Here is a 17,811-nt window from a genome sequence, read left to right as displayed (position 1 = left end):
GAGAGTTGCACCTCAGAGATGCCCTTTCGGGTTGAGAGCTTCGGAACCTTCGACAAGTCCCAATCTCCCAGCACGCAAGGGCATTCTCGCGTCACGGCACGCTCACTCCCGCCAACTCACCCCAGTCCATCGGTGGATCGAGGCTAAGGCTGCTTCACATTCCCCATCGCCACCCGCCAGGCAGAGAGTCGACGGCGGCTGTGATCCGCCAACAGATCCGCGACACATATCTGTCAGCTGATGTGCGACAGGCTAGACGTCTGGCGAGTAGTTGAAGAAGCCGGCCAACGCACCGATCTGGCCAACGCACGGATCTGCCGCGGACAGCGTGGTCCCTGCCAGTGACGTTCGATCGGCGGCTCTGGGAGACTGCCCTTGTGGCAGTGAACCCTGTAACCGGTCAGGACGAGCCGACCCGCGCTGAGGTGCAGGTCTGGTGGGAGGACGTCGTTGCGGGGCGTCGTACCCGGACCGAGGCGTCGGATTGGGCCGATCCGTGGGTGCAGGCCAACTTTATGGGGGAAGAGCTCGTGCTTCAGGCGCTCGTCTACCTGCACGCGATGGACCTCGCCGTCGATGGCCTGGGGGACGCGCCTCGACACCAGTCCGGATCCGACTCCAAGTACTTGGTATCGGAGGCGGATATGGCGAGGGCGCTGAGCCGATGGTTGCAAGAGCTGAGTGTCTACGACGAGGATCCTGACGGTTGGACGGTCCGGCACTTCCAGAAGATGGTCCGGAACCTCGCCACGAGATCCGGCGCAGACCGTGCGCGGTCATTCGGCGCCAAGCTCGTCGCTGCCGGTCACCTCACTACCGCAGACGTCCTCGACGCGTTGCGATAGCCAGGTCGGCGACCGTTCGGCGCCACACCAAACGTCCGGATCTAGGCGCGATCCGCGCCTTCACACTGTCGCAGATCACCTGGCGGACGACTGTCGCACATCACCCGACGGAGGACAGAGTCGACGGCGGCTCACTGCTGAGTTGAGCTCTGACAGATCAAGGGCGCGCCTTCGGCGCGCGGCCCCGGCTGCGGGCGGCGCTGGGGCGCCGTCCTCGCCGGAGGCCAGGGGCAGGACGCTTCCCGACCCACGCGATCCAACTCACCACGAGCTGCCGGCGCGGGTGTCTGACCGTGGGGCAGGAATGGTGGCAAGGCAAACGTCGGGTTCGACTAGACCAGGAGCCTGTAGCTCCACACCTGCACCTCCGGGCGGAGGTTTCCGGTGTGGCGCATGCCGAAACGTCTGCAGAAGTCTTGGCTAGCAAGGTTGGTGTGAAACACCCGTGCCTCGACCAGGACCTCGCTGACGCCTTTCTCCAGAGCTCGATCCGTCACGGTCGACAGGAGCTCATCCGCCATGTCATCCGCGTATCCGCCGCCGACACCTCGAAGTCGACGAGCAACCGCCAACGCTTCAAGGAGGATCTGTGCTGGGCCGTCCACTTCCCGATAGTGGGCCACCGCAGCCAAGCCGTCGTCATCGAACCCGAGCAACAGGCACTTTGGCCACGAGTACGGCGGCTTCAGATCGCGAATGAGCGACTGGACTTCGTATTCCCACGGTTTGGGGTGGACCCGCTGCCAGCCCGTTAGGAAGCTCTTTACGTAGTCCTCAGTGCAGGTGAAACCGCAAAGTGCCTGCTTGTCGCCCCGCTGGCCGTCTCGCCAGCGCAGTAGGCCCGGCACCTAGGCGCGGTAGGCCCGAAGGTTGCGGACTGGCGCACCCTGGGTATTACGCTTTGCCAGGGCCTGCTGCTCCTCGTCGGACAGATCCAGACCCATCATTTCGCGATACTTGGCAGCCGCGTCGCGCTCGCTACCGACTACCTCACCACGGGGGCGGAGCAGGTGGGCAGGCAAACGCGCGATGCTCAGCAATGCGGCGGTCATCGTTACCGTTCCCCTCGTTTGGCCCTTACATCCAGCGTACGCCGGTATACCTACCTATCGATCACCGCCGTACAACGTTACGGATTGTGTGCAGAAAGCCGCTGTTAGTGCGCTTGTGATCCCTAATTGGGAGTGTCCCCGCCTCGCCGGACCGGCAACCACGTCCGCGTGTCGGTTAGGCAGTCGCAATGAAGGTGCTCTCGATGTCGGCTTACCCCAAGGCAGACTCGGTGCCCCCCGGGTGCCCCCGAACCACTCGGAGCAGCCGTTAGCAACCCGCTATCGGCGGGCATGTTTCGACGCCTAGAAGCGCGCACCCCCTGGCCGCCTGCGCCTGTGGTGACGGACTCGTAATGAGGCGCTTAGGAGGGGGAATCGCGCCGACCGCCGCGAGTTAGGCCTGGCTTGGGGAGGCGACCGGCGAGCACGTTTGCAGCCTGGCGGTCTGATTCGGCAACCCAGGCGGCGTACACGCGCAGCGTCGTCGTACCGCCGCCACCGTGGCCGAGGCGGCCGGCAACCGTGCGGATGTCTACGCCGGAGCTGATGAGCTCGGTTGCGGAGTAGTGGCGCAAGGTGTGGAGATGGCTCTTGATGCCGAGGCGCGCGCACATGTCGGCATAGCGGTGGCTGACACCGTCCGGGTTGCACGGACGACCGTGGTCTGCCTCGTACGAGAATACGAACGTGGATTCGTCGAAGGCTACGCCGAGTGCGGCCAGTTGCTCCTCGCACTTCGAGCGATGCGTGGCTAGCAGCTCGACGGTTCCCTGGTCGAGACTGATGCGACGCATCTGGTGGGTCTTGGTGTCCTTCTCCCGAGATTTCCCGTTTCGTCGAGTGAAGTTGCGACGGATCTCGAGGACGCCTTGGTCGAGGTGCAGGTCATGCCAGCGCAGTGCGAGCAGCTCACCGCGGCGAGCACCGGTAACCATCTTCAGCCAGATCAGCATCCCCCACGCGAAGTCTTGCTCCCAGGCAGCGGCAACGATCCGCGAGCCCTCGTCGGATGTTGGAGGCTGCGGTTGTGGCGGCGCCTGTTTCGGCTTCTTTGCCTCGACTGCGGGATTGCTGTCGATCCACTCCCAGCGGACCGCGGCCGCGAGAGCACCACTGATGACGAAGTGAATCTTGCGGACAGTCCCCGCCGACAAGGGCTTGCAGACGTGCGGCGCGCACTCGATCACCTTGCATCCAGCAGCGTCGCAGTCATGCTCGGCACGGGTCTTCGCTGATGGCCGACCTGGTGGCCACCGATGTTTGACCAGTCGGCACTCATGCTCGCCGGCGGTGCGATGCTCAATGAACGGTTTCCCGTCGCACCTCGCGCTGCAGCGTCGCAGCTGCGCGTAGAACTGTTCCAGGGCACGGGTTCCGAGCTTCGAGATCGGTACGTCGCCGAGGGCTGGCCCGATGGTCCGATCGGTTAGCTCACGATATCGATCGAGTGTCGAGTCATCTGCATCGTGAACTTCGAGCCACGCGTCCAACGCGTACGACAAGGTGGCCTTGGTTGCGGCGTTGCGTTGACGATCGACCTTGGCGAGCAGTCGCGAGCGGATCTCCGGGACCTTCTTCTCGTCGCGGGTCGACTCGGTCAGGTACGAATCCTTGCCGGTGACGGGATCGACGCCCTGATAGACCAGCACCTGGTACGAGTTGCCGCGCTTGCGGACGAACCCTCGCTCACGACCGCCGGTTTTGCGACGTCCAGGCATGGATCCATCGTACTCATTGACAGATTCATTGACAGATCGTGACTACGGGCGATCACCATCCGTAGTAATGCCTGGTCAGAGCTAGAGCCGGCGGGGGGACTCGAACCCCCAACCACCGCTTTACAAGAGCGGTGCGCTGCCAATTGCGCCACACCGGCGTGGTGTCGGTACATAGTAGTGGATCGTGTGGGGGCTGCTGCGGGAACCGGGTGGGTTCGGGGGGCTGTGGGGTGCCCGGGTGGTTTCGGTGCTCGGGGACTCGTTGGGGCTGGTGGCGCTGCTGCTGTACGTGCAGCAGTCGACCGGTGCGGCGCTGGCGGTGGCGTTGTTGTTGCTGGCGGGGGACTTCGTGCCGGGGCTGTTCGGAGCCTTCGCGGGGGTGGTGGGCGACCGGTTCGATCTCCGGCGGGTGATGGTCGCTTGTGACCTTGTGCAAGGTGCGCTGACCGTGGTGATGGCGCTCTGGTTGCCGCCGTTGCCGGTGCTGCTCGGCCTGGTCGCGGTGCGGAGTCTGACGGCGCAGGTCTTCCTGGCGAGTTCGCGGAGCGCGATGCCTCGGCTGGTACGAGACGATCAGTTGGAGGCGGCGAACTCCGCGCTCGGCGCAGGCACGAACGGGTTGGAGGCGGTCGGTCCGCTGATCGCGGCCGGGTTGTTCCTGGTCACCGATGTACGCGGGATCCTGCTGATCGACGCGGCGACGTTCGTGGTCTCCGCGCTGCTGCTGACGCGGTTACCGAAGATCCCGCCAGCTGCGGCGTCGGGGCACAGCGTGTTGAAGGACGCGCGCGACGGGCTCGGGTACATCTTGAGGGCGCCGCAGATTCGGGTGATCGGGCTCGGGTTCTTCGCGGTGGTTGCGTTCAACGGGGTGGACGACGTGGCGATGGTGTTCCTCGCGAAGGACGAGCTGCGCGCGAGCGACTCGGTGGCCGCGACGCTCTACGCGGGGTCGGGATCGGGCTGATCGCCGGATTCGCGATTCTGGCGCGATACGCGACCCGGTTCAGCATGCCGGTACTGATGGTGCTGGGGTTCGCCGTGAGCAGCCTCGGGAATCTGGTGACCGGGCTGGCCTGGGCGGTCTGGGCGGCGCTCGCGTTGCAGGTGATCCGCGGGCTCGGGATCGCGGGGATCGACGTCGGCGTCAATACGCATCTCCAGCGCGTGGTTCCGCCGCAGCTGCTCAGTCGCGTGTTCGGCAACTTGTACGGCGCGATCGGCCTGGCGGCTGGTCTCTCGTACGTGCTCGGCGGGCTGCTGCTCGAGCAGACGGACGCCCGTACGACGTTCGTCGTCGCCGGTGCCGGCGGCGTGCTCGTTACGGGTCTGACCGCACTCGGAGTTCGGCGATCGGACGGCGGAGGGAACGAGCACCCGGTACGGCGATGAGCGCGATCACGGCCATCACCAGGAACGCGGCCAACGGGTGGTCGACCAGGAGTCCGACGGCGACCGCGACGATCAGGCCGCCGAGGTTGCCGGCCATCCAGATCAGGCCGGCCGCCGTGCCTTCGGCCTCGCCGGTGCGGCGTTCGACGAGCTCGAGCACGATCGGGAGCGCCGGCAACAGCAGCAGGCCGATCAGCGTGATCGCCACGAAGCCGGTGAGCACGCCGGGCGCCAAGGCCAGCAGGGCGCAGGCCGCGGCGGTCGCGCTCAGACTGATGACGAGCAGGGTGGATTCGGCATGGTGACGGGCGACCAGGATCGGGATGGTGGCGCTGCCGAGGACACCGGCGACGACCTGTAGCAGGAGAATGACGCTCGCAGTGCCGCCGCTGACGCCCGATGGTTCCAGGAGCGCTTGGGCGAAGGTGCTCAGGGCAACGAAGACGCCGAAAGGAAATACCGCGAGTACGCACAGTTTCCGGATCAGCGGGTCACCCCAGGCGGCGGCCAGCGCGCTCGGCACAGGTGCCGAGGCGTCGTCGTCCGACAGCTGAGCGGGAAATGACTCGGCGGACGGCCGGACAACTGCTGGTTCGGGGATCGCGGCAAACGCGGGAGCGCGCAGCGTGACGGTGAGGAAAACGGCTGCCGCGGCGCAGAAGACTGTGGCGATGATCAGGAGTGTGGGGATGGCCGACGCGGTGGTGAAGACCGCCGAGAGCAGGAAGGCGAGGAGCATGCCGGCGAAGATGCTGGCGGTGCCGATCGCGATGCCGGCCGGGCGGTCCTTCGGCGCCAGGGAGCGGGCGGTGATTCCGGTGATGGCGTTCAGCACGAGCGGTTGGGCGACGGAGGCAACGATCTGGCCGGCCAGGAGCCACGCGAACGTGTCACCGAGGCGAATCGCCGCGCCCAGGGCGGTCAGTACGGCGCCGGCGACGAGCGCGGGCCGGAACCAGCGGTCCAACAGCAGACCGCACGGGATCGCGAGGACGACGTACAGCAGCGGGAACACCTGCGCCAGCCACCCGATGGCGGTCTCGGAGACGCCGTACCGCGCGGCGGCGACCGTGGTGACCCCGGCGAAGTTGAGCCAGACGAGCTGGGTCGCGGCGCCCACCAGGGAGTAGCCGACGATCGCGGACCATCGACTCCTCATCTGCATGCGCGAAGCGTACAAAGGAGAGATGGTGGATTGGGAGGGGCCGCTGTCCGAGGCATATGAGCGGGCAACGAAGTATCTGGGTGAGCTTCCGGACCGGCGGGTGGGGCCGCGGGCGACGTCCGAGGAGCTGCACAAGGCGCTCGGCGGGCCGTTACCGACGGCGCCGACCGAGCCGCGGGACGTGATCGCGCAACTCGCGGAGGGGGTTGAGGACGGTCTGTTGCCGAGTGGGAGCGGACGGTTCTTCGGTTTCGTGTTCGGCGGGGCCACGCCGGCGGCGCTGGCCGCGGACTGGCTGACCACGACCTGGGACCAGAACGCCGGCCTGTACGCCGCCTCTCCGGCCGGCGCGGTGGCCGAGGACGTCGCCGCGCGCTGGCTGGTCGAGCTCTTCGGGCTGCCCGGAGTTACGTCGGTGGGCTTCGTGACCGGCGCCCAGATGGCCAACTTCACGGGGCTGGCGGCCGCGCGGCACGACGTACTGCGGAGAGCCGGGTGGGACGCGAACCTCGACGGGTTGATCGGTGCGCCACCGATCCGCGTCCTGGCCGGGGCGGAGCGCCACGACACGATCGACCGGGCGCTGCGGTTCCTCGGGCTGGGGACGAACTGCATCGTGCCGATCGCGGTCGACGGGCAGGGGCGAATCCGGGTTGAAGCGCTTGAATCGGCTCTCGAGGACGAGGGGCCGCAGATCGTGTGTGCGCAGGTCGGCAACGTGAACACCGGGGCGATCGATCCGATCCGGGAGATCTGCGACCTCGCGCACCAGCGTGGCGCCTGGGTGCACGTAGATGGCGCGTTCGGCCTGTGGGCCGCAGTCAGTGATGAATTGCGTTCGCTGGTCGACGGGATCGATCTGGCGGACTCGTGGGCTTCCGACGCGCACAAGTGGCTCAACGTGCCGTACGACTCGGGGCTGGTGCTCTGCGCGCATCCCGAGGCGCATCGCGCGGCGATGTCGATCCGCGCGGCGTACCTGATCCAGGACGAGAACGGGGAACGGGATCCGCTCGACTACAACCCGGAGTTTTCGCGGCGGGCACGCGGGATCCCGGTGTATGCCGCTCTGCGGGCGCTCGGCCGGTCCGGCATCGCCGAGATCGTCGACCGGTGTCACGCGCTGGCGGTGCGGTTCGCCGACGCGCTCCGGGCTGAAGGCGTCGAGGTGCTGAACGAGGTGGTCCTCAACCAGGTCCTGGTGCGGTTCGGCGACGACGAGTTGACGCGGCGGGTGGTCGACGCCGTACAGCAGGAAGGGACGTGCTGGATGTCCGGTACGACGTGGCAGGGGCGGGCCGCGATGCGGATCTCGGTCAGCAACTGGACCACTGACGAGTTCGACGTCGACCGCTCCGTCCAGGCCATCCTGCGCTGCCTTCGCGCGCAGCAGTAGCTGCTGAGGAAATGTTCGGAGTGCGTGTCGATTTCCGCACGGCCCGTCCGACGCCTGGGTGTACAGCGACTCTTCAGGAGGAAAACGATGTCGTTCCAGGCGTACTTGGACAAGATCGAGGACAAGACCGGGAGGACCCCGCGGCAGCTGGTCGACGAGGCGCACCAGCGCGGGTACGGCGCGGCGGACGTGAAGGCGGGCGTGATCCTCGATTGGCTCAAGGCGGAGTACGAGCTGGGCCGCGGGCACGGGATGGCGCTGGTGCACGTGATCAAGAACGGCCCGGAGATCAGCGACAAGCATGTCGGGCGGTCCGGGCCGCACGGCGACCCGAGCAAGGTGCTCTGGCTGGACGGGAAGGCAACGAACCCGGCGCTACTGTAGGCGGGTGGATGCGAAGAGGTCACCGCGGGACAAGTGGATCACCGTGTACGGGCGCAAGCCGGTACTGGAGGCCCTGCACGACCCGAACCTGTCGGTGGCGAAGGTCGTCCTCGCGGACAACGCGACCGGAAACTCGATGCGCGAGATCCTGCAGGCGGCGGAGAAGTACGGAACCCCGGTCGAGCGGGCGACCCCGAGCCGGGTGAAGTGGCTGGCCGGCAACGGCAAGCACGACCAGGGCGTGGTCGCGGATGTGGACGCGCCCCGGATGACGCCGCTGGAGGAGTTCGTCCGAGCCCGCGGGAAACGGCCGACCAACGTTTTCCTGCTCGACGGGGTGACCAACCCGGGAAACGTCGGAATGATTCTGCGGACCGCGACCGGCGCCGGGTTCGACGGGGTGATCCTCCCCCGGGCCGGTACGCCGCACGTCGGTCCGCTGGTCATCAAGGCCTCGGCCGGCGTCGCGTTCCAGGCACCGATCGTGAACACGTCGACGGCAAGGGCCGCGGTCGACGTACTGCGAACCGCCGGCTACCACGTGTACGGGCTGTCGGCGCGCTCTTCGCAGTCGCTGTTCAAGGCCGAGCTTGCGCCGCGGGCGGTGTACGTGCTGGGCGGCGAGACCAACGGCATCACGGTGAACACCGACACCGACCTGCAGATCCCGCTGCACGCCGGCGTCGAGTCGCTGAACGTCGCGGTCGCCGCCGCGGTCGTCGCGTTCGAGGTCAGCAACCGCTGATGCAACCGAATCTCGCGCCGACGCGTTCATTGCGCAGCGCGAGATGAGGAGGCTCGATGGACAGCGCTGCGGAGGGTGAGTACACCGCTTTCGTAACGCATCACGCCAATGCCATGTGGCGGACGGCGTACCTGATCTGCGGAGACCGGCGGCGGGCCGAGGACGCGACCCAGGAGGCGCTGCTGCGGCTGTACCGGCGCTGGCCGCGGATCCGCAACCTGGGCCTCGTTGCCTACGCGCGGAAAGTGGTCGTTTCCGCGACCCTCGATGGACTGCGCCGCAAGTCGAGTACCGAACTGGTCGGCGGCGAAAGCTACTTCAGCGATACCGCGGATCCGGCCGATCACATGCAGCGGGCCGAACACCGGCTGATGATCACGCAGGCGCTTTCCGAGCTCCCGCCTCGGCAGCGCGCGTGTGTCGTCCTGCGGTACTTCGACGACCTGTCCGTCGACGACACCGCCGACGTCCTCGGCTGCCGGCCGGGGACCGTGAAGAGCCAAACCCTGCGCGCCCTCGACAAACTGCGCCAACACCCCGCCTTCGCCGGCCTCGACCTCGCGGAACTGGGAGGCTGACATGACGAACGAACTCAAGAACCTGATGACCGAGGCCGTCGACGCGCAACCGTCGTACGTCCCCGACCCGGACGCCCTGGTGCGGACCGGTCGCCGCCAGGTACGCCGACGTCGTACGGCGGCCGTGCTGGCTTCCCTGGCCACCGCCGCAATGATCGCCGGCGCGACCACCGTCGCGGTCGACACGATCAACCGCTCGAGCGAGGTCCCCGTCGCGCCGGACGCCGCGAGCCCGACAGCCGCGAAGGTGGCGCCCGCTGGAAGTACCGGCCTCTGCTCGAAAGCGGACGGCACACCGGCGGACGCCTGGACCGGTTGGCAGCTGGTCGTGAAGACTCAGGACACCTTCGGGATGTCGATCATCTACCGCTCGCCGCAGGATCCGAAGCTCGTCGTCTTCTGCACGACCGAGTGGGGCGACGGCGCCAAGCGGTCCGTCGTGCCCGGCGGCGCGCTGCACGGCATCGTGCTGCGCAAGAGCGCGGCCAAGGACCGGGGCGCGGCGCCCGGGTCGAGCGTGACGAGTGTGTTCGGCCAGGTGTCGACCCTGGTCGACCCGAAGCCGCGCGGACTCCCGCGCATCACGGTCCGGACCGCCGACGGCTACCAGGGCATTGCCACGGTCGCCAACGGCTGGTTCGTGTACCGGCGCGTCGAGCACTCGCCGTGGCCGGGACCGATTCCACACGTGGCGGTCGGCTACAGCTACCCGGGGACGACGGTGACCTGGAAGGTCAGCCGGTGATCTTGCCGACGAGTTCCTGCGCGTCGCCGCGGGAGTAGTTGCCAGTGAGCTGGACCTTGCCGTTCGGTATCGCCGACTGCACCGCCGGGGCCACGACGACCTGACCGCGCACCACGATCGCCAACTGGTTCGTCGGCGGTGGCTGCTTGGCCAGGTCGGCCGTCAGCAACTCGAAGCGCTTGGCGTCATCGGCATCGAGCGTCAGTTCGACGAACCACCGGCCCGGGCTGTCCTGGTGTTCGGCGGCCTTCACCTCGGACACATTGCTGCCGTTCAGCTCGACCTTGCCGAGCGTGTAGCGGAACCCGTCGCCGCACGCCGTACCCGCGGGCGCCGGGGTCGGACACGTACCCGGCGTCGAAGTGAGCACCCGGCGGAACTCGACCGCCCCCGGATCCGCCGGCTGCGTCCGCGCCGACGAGTCACGACCGGCCGGCTTGTCGTTGGCATTCGTCACGGCGACGACAGTGACCGTGATAGCGACGAGCGCCGACACCGCAAGCAGACTTGCAATCAGAATCAACAACCCTCGCGACGGCTGCTGCGGCCTGGCCGAGTAGGGCGCCTGCCCCGGCTGGTACGGCGGCTGGCCCTGCTGGTACGGCGCCTGCCCCGGCCGGTACGGCGGCTGGCTCGGCGGCTGGTACGGCGGCTGGCCCGGCTGGTACGGCGGCTGGCTCGGCGGCTGGTACGGCGGCTGGCCCGGCTGGTACCTCTGGTTGTTCGACGGTTGGCCGGTCTGGTTCGGCGGTCGGCCGGGCGAGTACGGCGGTTCGCCGGGCGAGTCAGGCGATCCGGGCGGCTGGTTCGGCGGTACCGGGGGCTGGCTCATGGCCACCATGCTAGGTAGCCGAGGCGTCACTCACCGCAGATGGCAGCTCCCGGCCACCCAACCGCACCCGCACCCACACTCACCCCCAGCCTCGTGCCGACGGCCACAACCCGGGGGCGCCACCACGAAACCGTGGGCTTGAACAGGCAATAACCGGTGCACACGCACCAGTACCTGTTCAAGCCTCGCCGACCACGGTCGTCCGCGCAGCGCTCGGCGCGGGCGCGGCGGCGCTTCCGGGCGCGGGATAGTTGACGCACACCGGGCGAGTCGAAGTCGGCTGGTGACGTGCGGCGACTCGGTTACCTGGGGAGCTGCGCAGCGAGTTCTGCGTTGCGTTGGGCGAAATCCCGCCACGGCTCCGGTGTCTCGGCGACCCGGCGACGTCCCGCTGCCTCACCCACGGCACGCTGTGTCCACGTGCACATCCGCCCACCCCGGATCTCGAACCGCACCAGCACCCCGTCCGCCCACCCGTACACGTCCGCGTCACAGGGCTCGAGTGACGTGACCTTCTGTTCCGCGCAGATCCAGTCGAGCGCTTCGATCTCGCCCTGCACCTTGGCCGCGAACTCGTACCGTTGTTCCCCCGCGGCCCGGTCGCGCCGTCGTACGAGCTCGTCGCACAACGCCTCCACCGCGGCCGGGTCCCGTTGCAGTACGGCGATCGCGGTCCGCGTCAGCGCCGCGCGGTCGCCCGGCCCGATCCCGAACAGCCGTCCGAATTCTTCCGCCGAGCCGTCGCCCGCCACGGTGTACTGCAATGGCAGCACGCGATGCAGTCCCGAGATGGCCTGCCGGATCCGGAGCCCACCGAGGTACGGCCCGAAGTGCGGCGCCGTACCGCTGACGGTGTGCTCGAACCGCAGCCCCGGCTTGGAACCGTCGTCCAACCGGATGTAGCCGACGACCTCCGCGCCGCCCTCGATCCGGTTCCAGCGCGGGCGGCTGTGTTCGAGCAGGTTGCGTTCGAGCCAAGCCGCTTCGTGGTCGGAGTCGCACCAGACACCCTCCACCCGAGCGATCCGCGCGACCATCCTGCGCAGGTGCGGCCGGTCACCGAGATTCGACCAGTACGACGCCACGCGTCGCCGCAGGTTCCGCGCCCGGCCGATGTACAGCACCTTGCCCGTCTCGTCACGGAAACGGTACACACCAGGTGCCGAGGGCAACAGTCGGACGCTCGGGATCATCATCTCATTGTGCCTGTTCCGACCGCCGGAGTGACGGTCGATGGAATGTTGGAAACGAATACCTGAAAGGTCTTGCGGAGCCGCTACGCGGGACGTCATCCTGACGCGATCCGAGTGACCCGCAACAGGGGGCTGTGAGGGACGGGCACCGGACTTTCGGCCTGGGGGGCTTTGTGAGGATGACTGCCCAGTGGCTGCGCCCTGCGCTGTCCACGTTCGTAGTTCTGCTGTTGCTGCCGCTCGTCGCGCTGACGCCGGCACGCGCTGCGGCCGTGCCCGGCGGTTTCAGTGAGCAGGTGGTGTTCACCGGGCTGAGCGATCCGACGAACGTCGCGTTCTCGCCGGACGGCCGGGTGTTCGTCGCCGAGAAGAGCGGACTGGTCAAGGTCTTCGACTCGCTCGATGATCCGGCGCCGAGTGTGTACGCCGACCTGCGCACGAAGGTGCACAACTTCTGGGATCGCGGCTTGCTCGGTCTCGCGCTGCATCCCGATTTCCCTGTGGATCCAAGGGTTTACGTGCTGTACACACATGATGCGCCGATCGGCGGAGCGGCACCGAAGTGGGGTACGGCGAGCACCACCGCGGATCCGTGTCCTTCGCCGCCCGGTCCGACCGCGGACGGCTGCCAGGCCAGCGCACGGCTCTCGGTGCTCAACGCGAACGGCGCGGAGCAGGTGCTGGTCGAGGACTGGTGCCAGGTGTTCCCGAGCCATTCGATCGGCTCGATCGAGTTCGGCCCGGACGGCTACCTGTACGCCGGTGGCGGTGACGGCGCGAGCTTCAACTACGTGGACTACGGCCAGGACGGCTACACCGCCGCCGACGTCACGCCCGACAATCCCTGTGCCGACGGCACCGCACCGGTCGGCGCCACGCTCACCCCGCCGACCGCGGAGGGTGGCGCGCTGCGTGCCCAGGACCTCCGGACGCCGGCCGATCCGACCACCCTCGACGGCTCGATCATCCGCATCAACCCGGACACCGGGCAGGCGGCGCCGAACAACCCGCTGATCGGCAGTGCCGACCTCAACGCCCGCCGCATCGTCGCGTACGGTCTGCGCAACCCGATGCGGTTCACGTTCCGACCGGGCACCAACGAGTTGTGGATCGGCGACGTCGGGTACTCGACCTGGGAAGAGATCAACCGCGTGGTCCTCCCGACCGCGGGCGTCAGCAACTTCGGCTGGCCGTGCTACGAAGGATCGGCCCGCCAGCCCGGGTACGACGGCGCGAACCTCAACGTCTGCGAGAACCTCTACGCCGCCGGCCCCTCCGCTGTCACCGCGCCGTACTACGCCTATCGGCACGCGGACCGCGTCGCCAACACGTGTACGACCGGCAGCTCGTCCATCTCCGGTCTGTCGTTCTATGCCGGGGGCAACTATCCGTCGACGTACGACGGCGCACTGTTCTTCAGCGACTACAGCCGGAAGTGCGTGTGGGCGATGATGCGCGGTAGCAACGGTCTGCCTGATCCCTCGAACATCCAGCTGTTCGCGTCCGGGTACGGCGTGACACGCCTGCAGACCGGTCCGGGCGGCGATCTCTTCACGGTCGACTACGACAACGGGCGGATCGTGCGGTACGTGTACAACGGCACGAACAACCCGCCGGTGGCTGTGATTCAGGCCAGTCCGTCGAGCGGGCCGGCACCGCTGACGGTGACGCTCGACGCGAGCGCGTCCCACGACGCCGACGGCGACACCCTCAGCTACGCCTGGGATCTCGACGGTGACGGCGCGTACGACGACTCGACGGCCGCGACCGTACAACGGACGTACACGACGACAGGTACTGCGACCGCACGCCTGCGCGTGTCCGACGGACAGGCGAGCAGTTCGACATCGACGGAGATCAGCGTCGCCAACACGGCGCCGACGGCAACGATCACGTCGCCCGGCCCGGCCTTCACCTGGAAGGTTGGCGATCCCATCAACTTCTCCGGGTCCGCCACTGATCCCGAGCAAGGCACCTTGCCGGCCTCCGCGCTCACCTGGTCGCTGGTCATGCACCACTGTCCGAGCAACTGCCACACGCACACAATCACCTCGGTCACCGCGGCCAGCGGCTCCTTCACGGCACCGGACCACGAGTATCCGTCGTACCTGGAACTGCGTCTGACCGCGCGGGACGCCCAAGGCCTGACCGACACGAAGAGCGTGCGGCTCGACCCGAAGACGGTCACGACCACCTTCGCGTCGACACCGACCGGGCTCCCGGTGACAGTGCTCGACAAGAGCGGGAAGAGTCCACTCAAAGTCACGACGATCGTCGGATCGAGCGTGTCCGTGGCGACGGACCGCGTGCAGAGCATCGCGAACGTCGCGTACCGCTTCGGGCTCTGGTCGGACGGCGGCGCACGTAACCACAACCTGATTGCGCCGGCCGCGAACACGACGTACACGGCTGCCTTCGGCGCAAAGCGAAACCTTGCCCGCGGCCGCGCGGTTGTTGCCTCGAGCGTCTATTTGCCCGGACGCGAGGCAGTGCGCGCTGTGGATGGTTCGATGAGCACCGCGTGGTCGAGTGCGCGGACGGAGACGCAGTGGTTCCGGGTCGATCTCGGCTCGGTGCAGGTGGTGGATCGCGTGCTGATCAACTGGTTGTCGACGGCGTACGCGAAGTCGTACCAGATCCAGGTGTCCGGGAGCGGACGGACCTGGAAGACCGTGGCGTCGACGGCGAGCGGTGACGGCGGGACCGACAATGTCGGCTTCACCCCGATCTACGCGCGCTACGTCCGGATTGTGGCGACCAAGCGAGCCGTTGCCGGAAGCTACTACTCGTTCTGGGAGTTCGGCGTTTTCCAGAGCACCGGCGCGGCGACCGGGATCGGCGGCAAGTGCATCGACGTTTACCGAGCACAGACGGCGAACGGTACGCCGACGACGCTCTACACCTGCAAGGGTGCGGTCAACCAGCAGTGGACGCCATCCACCGACGACGGCACGATCCGCTCGATGGGCAAGTGCCTGTCCGCGCGCGGCGCCGCACTCAGGACGCCGACTGTGCTGTGGACCTGCGACAACTCACCTGGTCAGCGCTGGATTCCACAGCCGAACGGGACCCTCGTCAACGCCGCGTCCAGGCTGTGCCTCGACGCCGAGAAGGCTTCGAGCGCGAACGGTACGAGGCTGATCCTGTACACCTGCACCGGCAGTCTGAACCAGAGGTGGGTGCTGCCGTAATTCGATCGCTCGCGGGCGGCGCCCGGTCTATCGGGCGGGCAGTTCGCCTTCGGTGACGACGAGTACGGCGTCGCGTTCGCCTACACCGTCAACCGGATGATCGGCCACGGTGACGCTCGGGCCACTCGCCTGGTGGATGCGCTCCGTACCTGCTTGCGCTAGGGCTCGTCTGACAATTCAGCGCCGTCGCGAGGAGGTGCTCGGTTCGGTAGCTCGGCGTGCCTAGATCGATGCACGGCCCGAAGGTGTGCACGCTCGACAGGTCGTGTGGTGCGGGGCGGGTATGTTCGGTGTCTGATTCACGCTCAGCTGCGGCCCCTGGTACGGGAGACGTCCTGTCGACCTGACACACGCCACGCGCCACACGCGCCTCCCGATCGCGGTGGGGTCGGCTGCGTGACTCCTACACGAGGGGACATCCCCTCGTGTTGGGGGTTGTCTGGCGGTATACGAGCCGACAACGGGCCCTGACACGAGAGGTGATCCGGGGGCGAACGCTGCTGGAGCACCTGTCCTCGGTTCCATCGCCGCAAAAGACCACCAAAATCCAGACCAGGTCGTGCATCAATCATTCAGTGCTCCGTAGTAGGCGCTGGACTGTCAGACATGCCTAAAGTCAGCGGGTGCCAGGTGAAGGCCGCGCCGTTGCGCTGCACGCGACCCAAGCCCGGGAACGGCAGATGGTAAGCGTGGACCATGAGCCGCTCGTCGGCGGCGCGCTCCAGCAGGTGGCGACGGCTGGCGATCGAGGCCGCGAGATCCAGATCCCACGGAGTGGCCCAGCTCGGGTTGGTCAGTTGCAGCGGATCGTAGAACGTGTCGCCGACGCACAGCAGCCGCTCGCCTTGCGATTCCAGCAGAACCGCTGAGTGGCCCGGCGTGTGTCCTGGAGCGGCCAGCGTGCGGACACCGGGCAGGACCTCGGCCTCGTACTCGAACGCTCGGAGCCTCTCGCCAAACAGCCGGATGGTCTCGCGCGCAGCCTCGAGATGCGGCTGCGCTTGCGGTAGATCCACCGTGCCCGACCAGAACGCCACCTCCAAGGCATGCGCGTACGCCGTCGCGGCCGGGAAAGTCAGCTCGCCGGACCAGATCGATCCGCGCGAGTGGTCCTGGTGCAGGTGGGTGAAGACGACCGCAGCCAGGTTCGCGCGCGAGAGGCCGGCCGACGTCATTCCGTCCTCGAGCTGCCCGACGAGCGGCTTGATGTACTCGCCGTACCCGAGAAAGCTTGCGCCCAGACCGGTGTCGATCACCGCCATCCCGTCCGGCGTATTGACGAAGAGACAGTTGTACCCACACGTGAGCGACGACCGTCCGTGGCAGGCGTCCCGCAGTACCTCGCTCGGAACGCCCGACTCCGGGGTGAAAAAGTCCTCGAGTGGTGGCTCGAACGGCGGCCCCGGCTGACCGTCGCTCACCACGACGCACTCGAGTCGGCCGACCGTGAAGGTGTGGATCACGCCCACACCCTGCCACGGCGCCGCGGTTGTCGCCTGTCGTTCTCGCTTGTCGCCCTCGCTTGTCGCCCTCGCTTGTCGCCCTCGCTTGTCGCCCTCGCTTGTCGCCCTCGCTTGTCGCCCTCGCTTGTCGTTAACGCTTGTCGAGGCAGAGCGCGGTGATCCAGGTCCAGCCGAGGACGACCGCGAGGTCGAACGCGATGATGGTCGGGCGGCTGCCGGCCCCCGCGCTGAGTCCGACGAATGCGGCGAGGAACAGGATGCCGGTGCCAACCGAGTAGCGGGCGAAAGTACGGCGGCCGAGCGAACGGTAGTGCCGCCCGAACACCAAACAGGCCGCGATCAACCCGGAGAACCCGATGGTGCCGGCCACGAAATGCCCCACCCCGCGGGCGCTGATCTCGGCGTAGTCGGCGGGCGTACCGACCGGGAATCCAGCCGCAGGATCCGCCGGGAACGCCGCCGCCAGCAGCAGCCCGAAGCCGTACATGCCGAGGAGTCGCGGGCCCCACACGCCGGCCCGCCCGCGCAACGCGAACGCCGCGCCGATGCAGAGCAGACTGCTGACGATGAAGTTCACCGTCTGAATCCAGCCAGGTCCACCGTTCGCGAGCAGGCTGGCGGGGTGCCGAGTGATGTCGAACCCGTCCCGGGTGAACGCCTGCACCAGCCACACCGCGACGTACAGCGGTCCGGCGATCACACCGCCGGTCAGCAGCGCACGAGCGGGAACACGGGTCTCGGGGAGCGTCACAGTGGTCATCGCGATTCCTTCCACAAGGCAGTCAGTCACCCCTGCGTCGGACGAGGTACGCCGGATTCGACACCCCGTGCCGAGATCAGCAACTCCCCTGGCCGCAGCCGCGCGCCAACTGCCGGGGGCGTGAACAAGCCGTGGCGGGCCTGCACCCGTAATTTCCTGTCCCAACCCCCGGCACGGTGTCCCAACCCCCGACAACCGACCGCCCACGCCCCACCCGGCGGCTCACCCGCCCCCGCCACGCGCCAACTGCCGGGCGCGTGAACAAGCCGTGGCGGGCCTGCACCCGTAATTTCCTGTCCCAACCCCCGGCACGGTGTCCCAACCCCCGACAACCGACCGCCCACGCCCCACC

Annotated in this window: 17 protein-coding genes and 1 tRNA gene; 9 read left to right on the top strand and 9 right to left on the bottom strand. The window is 67.7% G+C overall.

Translation table 11 applies throughout. From position 1 onward, the window contains the following. The first annotated feature begins 383 nt into the window (after window positions 1–383). Complete coding sequence (locus tag AB0B82_RS32805) at window positions 384–845, top strand: hypothetical protein (RefSeq protein WP_360177537.1); 462 nt, start codon at window positions 384–386, stop codon at window positions 843–845. Between the two features lie 332 nt (window positions 846–1,177). Here the strand turns inward: AB0B82_RS32805 and AB0B82_RS32800 are convergent, their stop codons facing one another. From AB0B82_RS32800 to AB0B82_RS32785, 4 genes are all read right to left on the bottom strand, one after another. Continuing rightward, complete coding sequence (locus AB0B82_RS32800) at window positions 1,178–1,693, bottom strand: GNAT family N-acetyltransferase (protein WP_360177534.1); 516 nt, start codon at window positions 1,691–1,693, stop codon at window positions 1,178–1,180. Then, the gene (locus AB0B82_RS32795; protein ID WP_360177531.1) at window positions 1,694–1,897 is read right to left on the bottom strand and encodes a hypothetical protein; all 204 of its coding nucleotides are present in this window, start codon (window positions 1,895–1,897) and stop codon (window positions 1,694–1,696) included. Between the two features lie 362 nt (window positions 1,898–2,259). Next, window positions 2,260–3,615 carry a site-specific integrase gene (locus AB0B82_RS32790; RefSeq protein WP_360177529.1) on the bottom strand — a complete coding sequence of 452 codons (1,356 nt, stop codon included), beginning with the start codon at window positions 3,613–3,615 and terminating at the stop codon, window positions 2,260–2,262. Between the two features lie 85 nt (window positions 3,616–3,700). Next, window positions 3,701–3,773, bottom strand: a tRNA-Thr gene (locus tag AB0B82_RS32785). Window positions 3,774–3,853: 80 nt separating this feature from the next. Here AB0B82_RS32785 and AB0B82_RS32780 point away from each other — a divergent pair. Together AB0B82_RS32780 and AB0B82_RS32775 are read left to right on the top strand one after the other, a co-directional pair. Continuing rightward, entirely contained in the window at window positions 3,854–4,582 is a 729-nt protein-coding gene (locus AB0B82_RS32780; protein ID WP_360177526.1) for an MFS transporter, read from the top strand. Between the two features lie 44 nt (window positions 4,583–4,626). Next, window positions 4,627–5,007: an MFS transporter gene (locus AB0B82_RS32775; RefSeq protein WP_360177523.1), complete on the top strand. Its 381-nt coding sequence runs from the start codon at window positions 4,627–4,629 to the stop codon at window positions 5,005–5,007. On the opposite strand, the gene AB0B82_RS32770 is transcribed toward AB0B82_RS32775, so the two are convergent. Next, entirely contained in the window at window positions 4,937–6,172 is a 1,236-nt protein-coding gene (locus AB0B82_RS32770) for an MFS transporter (RefSeq protein WP_360177520.1), read from the bottom strand. The two genes, AB0B82_RS32775 and AB0B82_RS32770, sit on opposite strands and share 71 nt — an antisense overlap. A gap of 22 nt (window positions 6,173–6,194) precedes the next feature. On the opposite strand from AB0B82_RS32770, the gene AB0B82_RS32765 reads away from it, so the two are divergent. The 5 genes from AB0B82_RS32765 (at window position 6,195) to AB0B82_RS32745 (ending at window position 10,020) form a co-directional block, all read left to right on the top strand. Continuing rightward, window positions 6,195–7,568 carry an aminotransferase class V-fold PLP-dependent enzyme gene (locus AB0B82_RS32765; protein WP_360177517.1) on the top strand — a complete coding sequence of 458 codons (1,374 nt, stop codon included), beginning with the start codon at window positions 6,195–6,197 and terminating at the stop codon, window positions 7,566–7,568. Between the two features lie 87 nt (window positions 7,569–7,655). Continuing rightward, window positions 7,656–7,952 carry a DUF4287 domain-containing protein gene (locus AB0B82_RS32760; RefSeq protein WP_360177514.1) on the top strand — a complete coding sequence of 99 codons (297 nt, stop codon included), beginning with the start codon at window positions 7,656–7,658 and terminating at the stop codon, window positions 7,950–7,952. Between the two features lie 4 nt (window positions 7,953–7,956). Beyond that, the gene (locus AB0B82_RS32755) at window positions 7,957–8,697 is read left to right on the top strand and encodes an RNA methyltransferase (RefSeq protein ID WP_360177511.1); all 741 of its coding nucleotides are present in this window, start codon (window positions 7,957–7,959) and stop codon (window positions 8,695–8,697) included. A 56-nt stretch (window positions 8,698–8,753) separates the two neighbouring features. Continuing rightward, entirely contained in the window at window positions 8,754–9,275 is a 522-nt protein-coding gene (locus AB0B82_RS32750) for a SigE family RNA polymerase sigma factor (RefSeq protein ID WP_360177508.1), read from the top strand. 1 nt (window position 9,276) lies between these two features. Then, window positions 9,277–10,020, top strand: coding sequence for a hypothetical protein (locus AB0B82_RS32745; protein ID WP_360177505.1), 744 nt, complete (start codon window positions 9,277–9,279; stop codon window positions 10,018–10,020). Here AB0B82_RS32745 and AB0B82_RS32740 read toward each other — a convergent pair. Both AB0B82_RS32740 and AB0B82_RS32735 read right to left on the bottom strand, forming a co-directional pair. Continuing rightward, entirely contained in the window at window positions 10,010–10,852 is an 843-nt protein-coding gene (locus AB0B82_RS32740) for a hypothetical protein (RefSeq protein WP_360177502.1), read from the bottom strand. The two genes, AB0B82_RS32745 and AB0B82_RS32740, sit on opposite strands and share 11 nt — an antisense overlap. Before the next feature lie 302 nt (window positions 10,853–11,154). Further along, window positions 11,155–12,045, bottom strand: coding sequence for a GIY-YIG nuclease family protein (locus AB0B82_RS32735; protein ID WP_360177499.1), 891 nt, complete (start codon window positions 12,043–12,045; stop codon window positions 11,155–11,157). Between the two features lie 179 nt (window positions 12,046–12,224). On the opposite strand from AB0B82_RS32735, the gene AB0B82_RS32730 reads away from it, so the two are divergent. Continuing rightward, window positions 12,225–15,236: a PQQ-dependent sugar dehydrogenase gene (locus tag AB0B82_RS32730; protein ID WP_360177496.1), complete on the top strand. Its 3,012-nt coding sequence runs from the start codon at window positions 12,225–12,227 to the stop codon at window positions 15,234–15,236. A gap of 572 nt (window positions 15,237–15,808) precedes the next feature. On the opposite strand, the gene AB0B82_RS32725 is transcribed toward AB0B82_RS32730, so the two are convergent. Beyond that, window positions 15,809–16,657 (bottom strand): MBL fold metallo-hydrolase, encoded by an 849-nt coding sequence (locus AB0B82_RS32725; protein WP_360177540.1) that lies wholly within the window; start codon window positions 16,655–16,657, stop codon window positions 15,809–15,811. A 172-nt stretch (window positions 16,658–16,829) separates the two neighbouring features. Beyond that, on the bottom strand, window positions 16,830–17,459 hold the full coding sequence (locus AB0B82_RS32720) for a DUF998 domain-containing protein (RefSeq protein WP_360177493.1): 630 nt from the start codon (window positions 17,457–17,459) through the stop codon (window positions 16,830–16,832). Window positions 17,460–17,811: the final 352 nt, after the last annotated feature.

The organism is Kribbella sp. NPDC048915 (assembly GCF_040649595.1).
Taxonomy (GTDB): domain Bacteria; phylum Actinomycetota; class Actinomycetes; order Propionibacteriales; family Kribbellaceae; genus Kribbella.
Note: the sequence above shows the minus strand (reverse complement) of the source record. Positions and strands in the feature narration are given on the sequence as shown.

Excerpts from the sequence above, each read along its gene's own strand:
- AB0B82_RS32740 (WP_360177502.1), bottom strand. The coding sequence starts at position 10,852 with ATGAGCCAGCCCCCGGTACCGCCGAACCAGCCGCCCGGATCGCCTGAC.
- AB0B82_RS32750 (WP_360177508.1), top strand. The coding sequence starts at position 8,754 with ATGGACAGCGCTGCGGAGGGTGAGTACACCGCTTTCGTAACGCATCAC.
- AB0B82_RS32745 (WP_360177505.1), top strand. The coding sequence starts at position 9,277 with ATGACGAACGAACTCAAGAACCTGATGACCGAGGCCGTCGACGCGCAA.
- AB0B82_RS32720 (WP_360177493.1), bottom strand. The coding sequence starts at position 17,459 with ATGACCACTGTGACGCTCCCCGAGACCCGTGTTCCCGCTCGTGCGCTG.
- AB0B82_RS32775 (WP_360177523.1), top strand. The coding sequence starts at position 4,627 with ATGCCGGTACTGATGGTGCTGGGGTTCGCCGTGAGCAGCCTCGGGAAT.
- AB0B82_RS32760 (WP_360177514.1), top strand. The coding sequence starts at position 7,656 with ATGTCGTTCCAGGCGTACTTGGACAAGATCGAGGACAAGACCGGGAGG.
- AB0B82_RS32730 (WP_360177496.1), top strand. The coding sequence starts at position 12,225 with ATGACTGCCCAGTGGCTGCGCCCTGCGCTGTCCACGTTCGTAGTTCTG.
- AB0B82_RS32735 (WP_360177499.1), bottom strand. The coding sequence starts at position 12,045 with ATGATCCCGAGCGTCCGACTGTTGCCCTCGGCACCTGGTGTGTACCGT.
- AB0B82_RS32790 (WP_360177529.1), bottom strand. The coding sequence starts at position 3,615 with ATGCCTGGACGTCGCAAAACCGGCGGTCGTGAGCGAGGGTTCGTCCGC.
- AB0B82_RS32770 (WP_360177520.1), bottom strand. The coding sequence starts at position 6,172 with ATGCAGATGAGGAGTCGATGGTCCGCGATCGTCGGCTACTCCCTGGTG.
- AB0B82_RS32795 (WP_360177531.1), bottom strand. The coding sequence starts at position 1,897 with ATGACCGCCGCATTGCTGAGCATCGCGCGTTTGCCTGCCCACCTGCTC.
- AB0B82_RS32765 (WP_360177517.1), top strand. The coding sequence starts at position 6,195 with ATGGTGGATTGGGAGGGGCCGCTGTCCGAGGCATATGAGCGGGCAACG.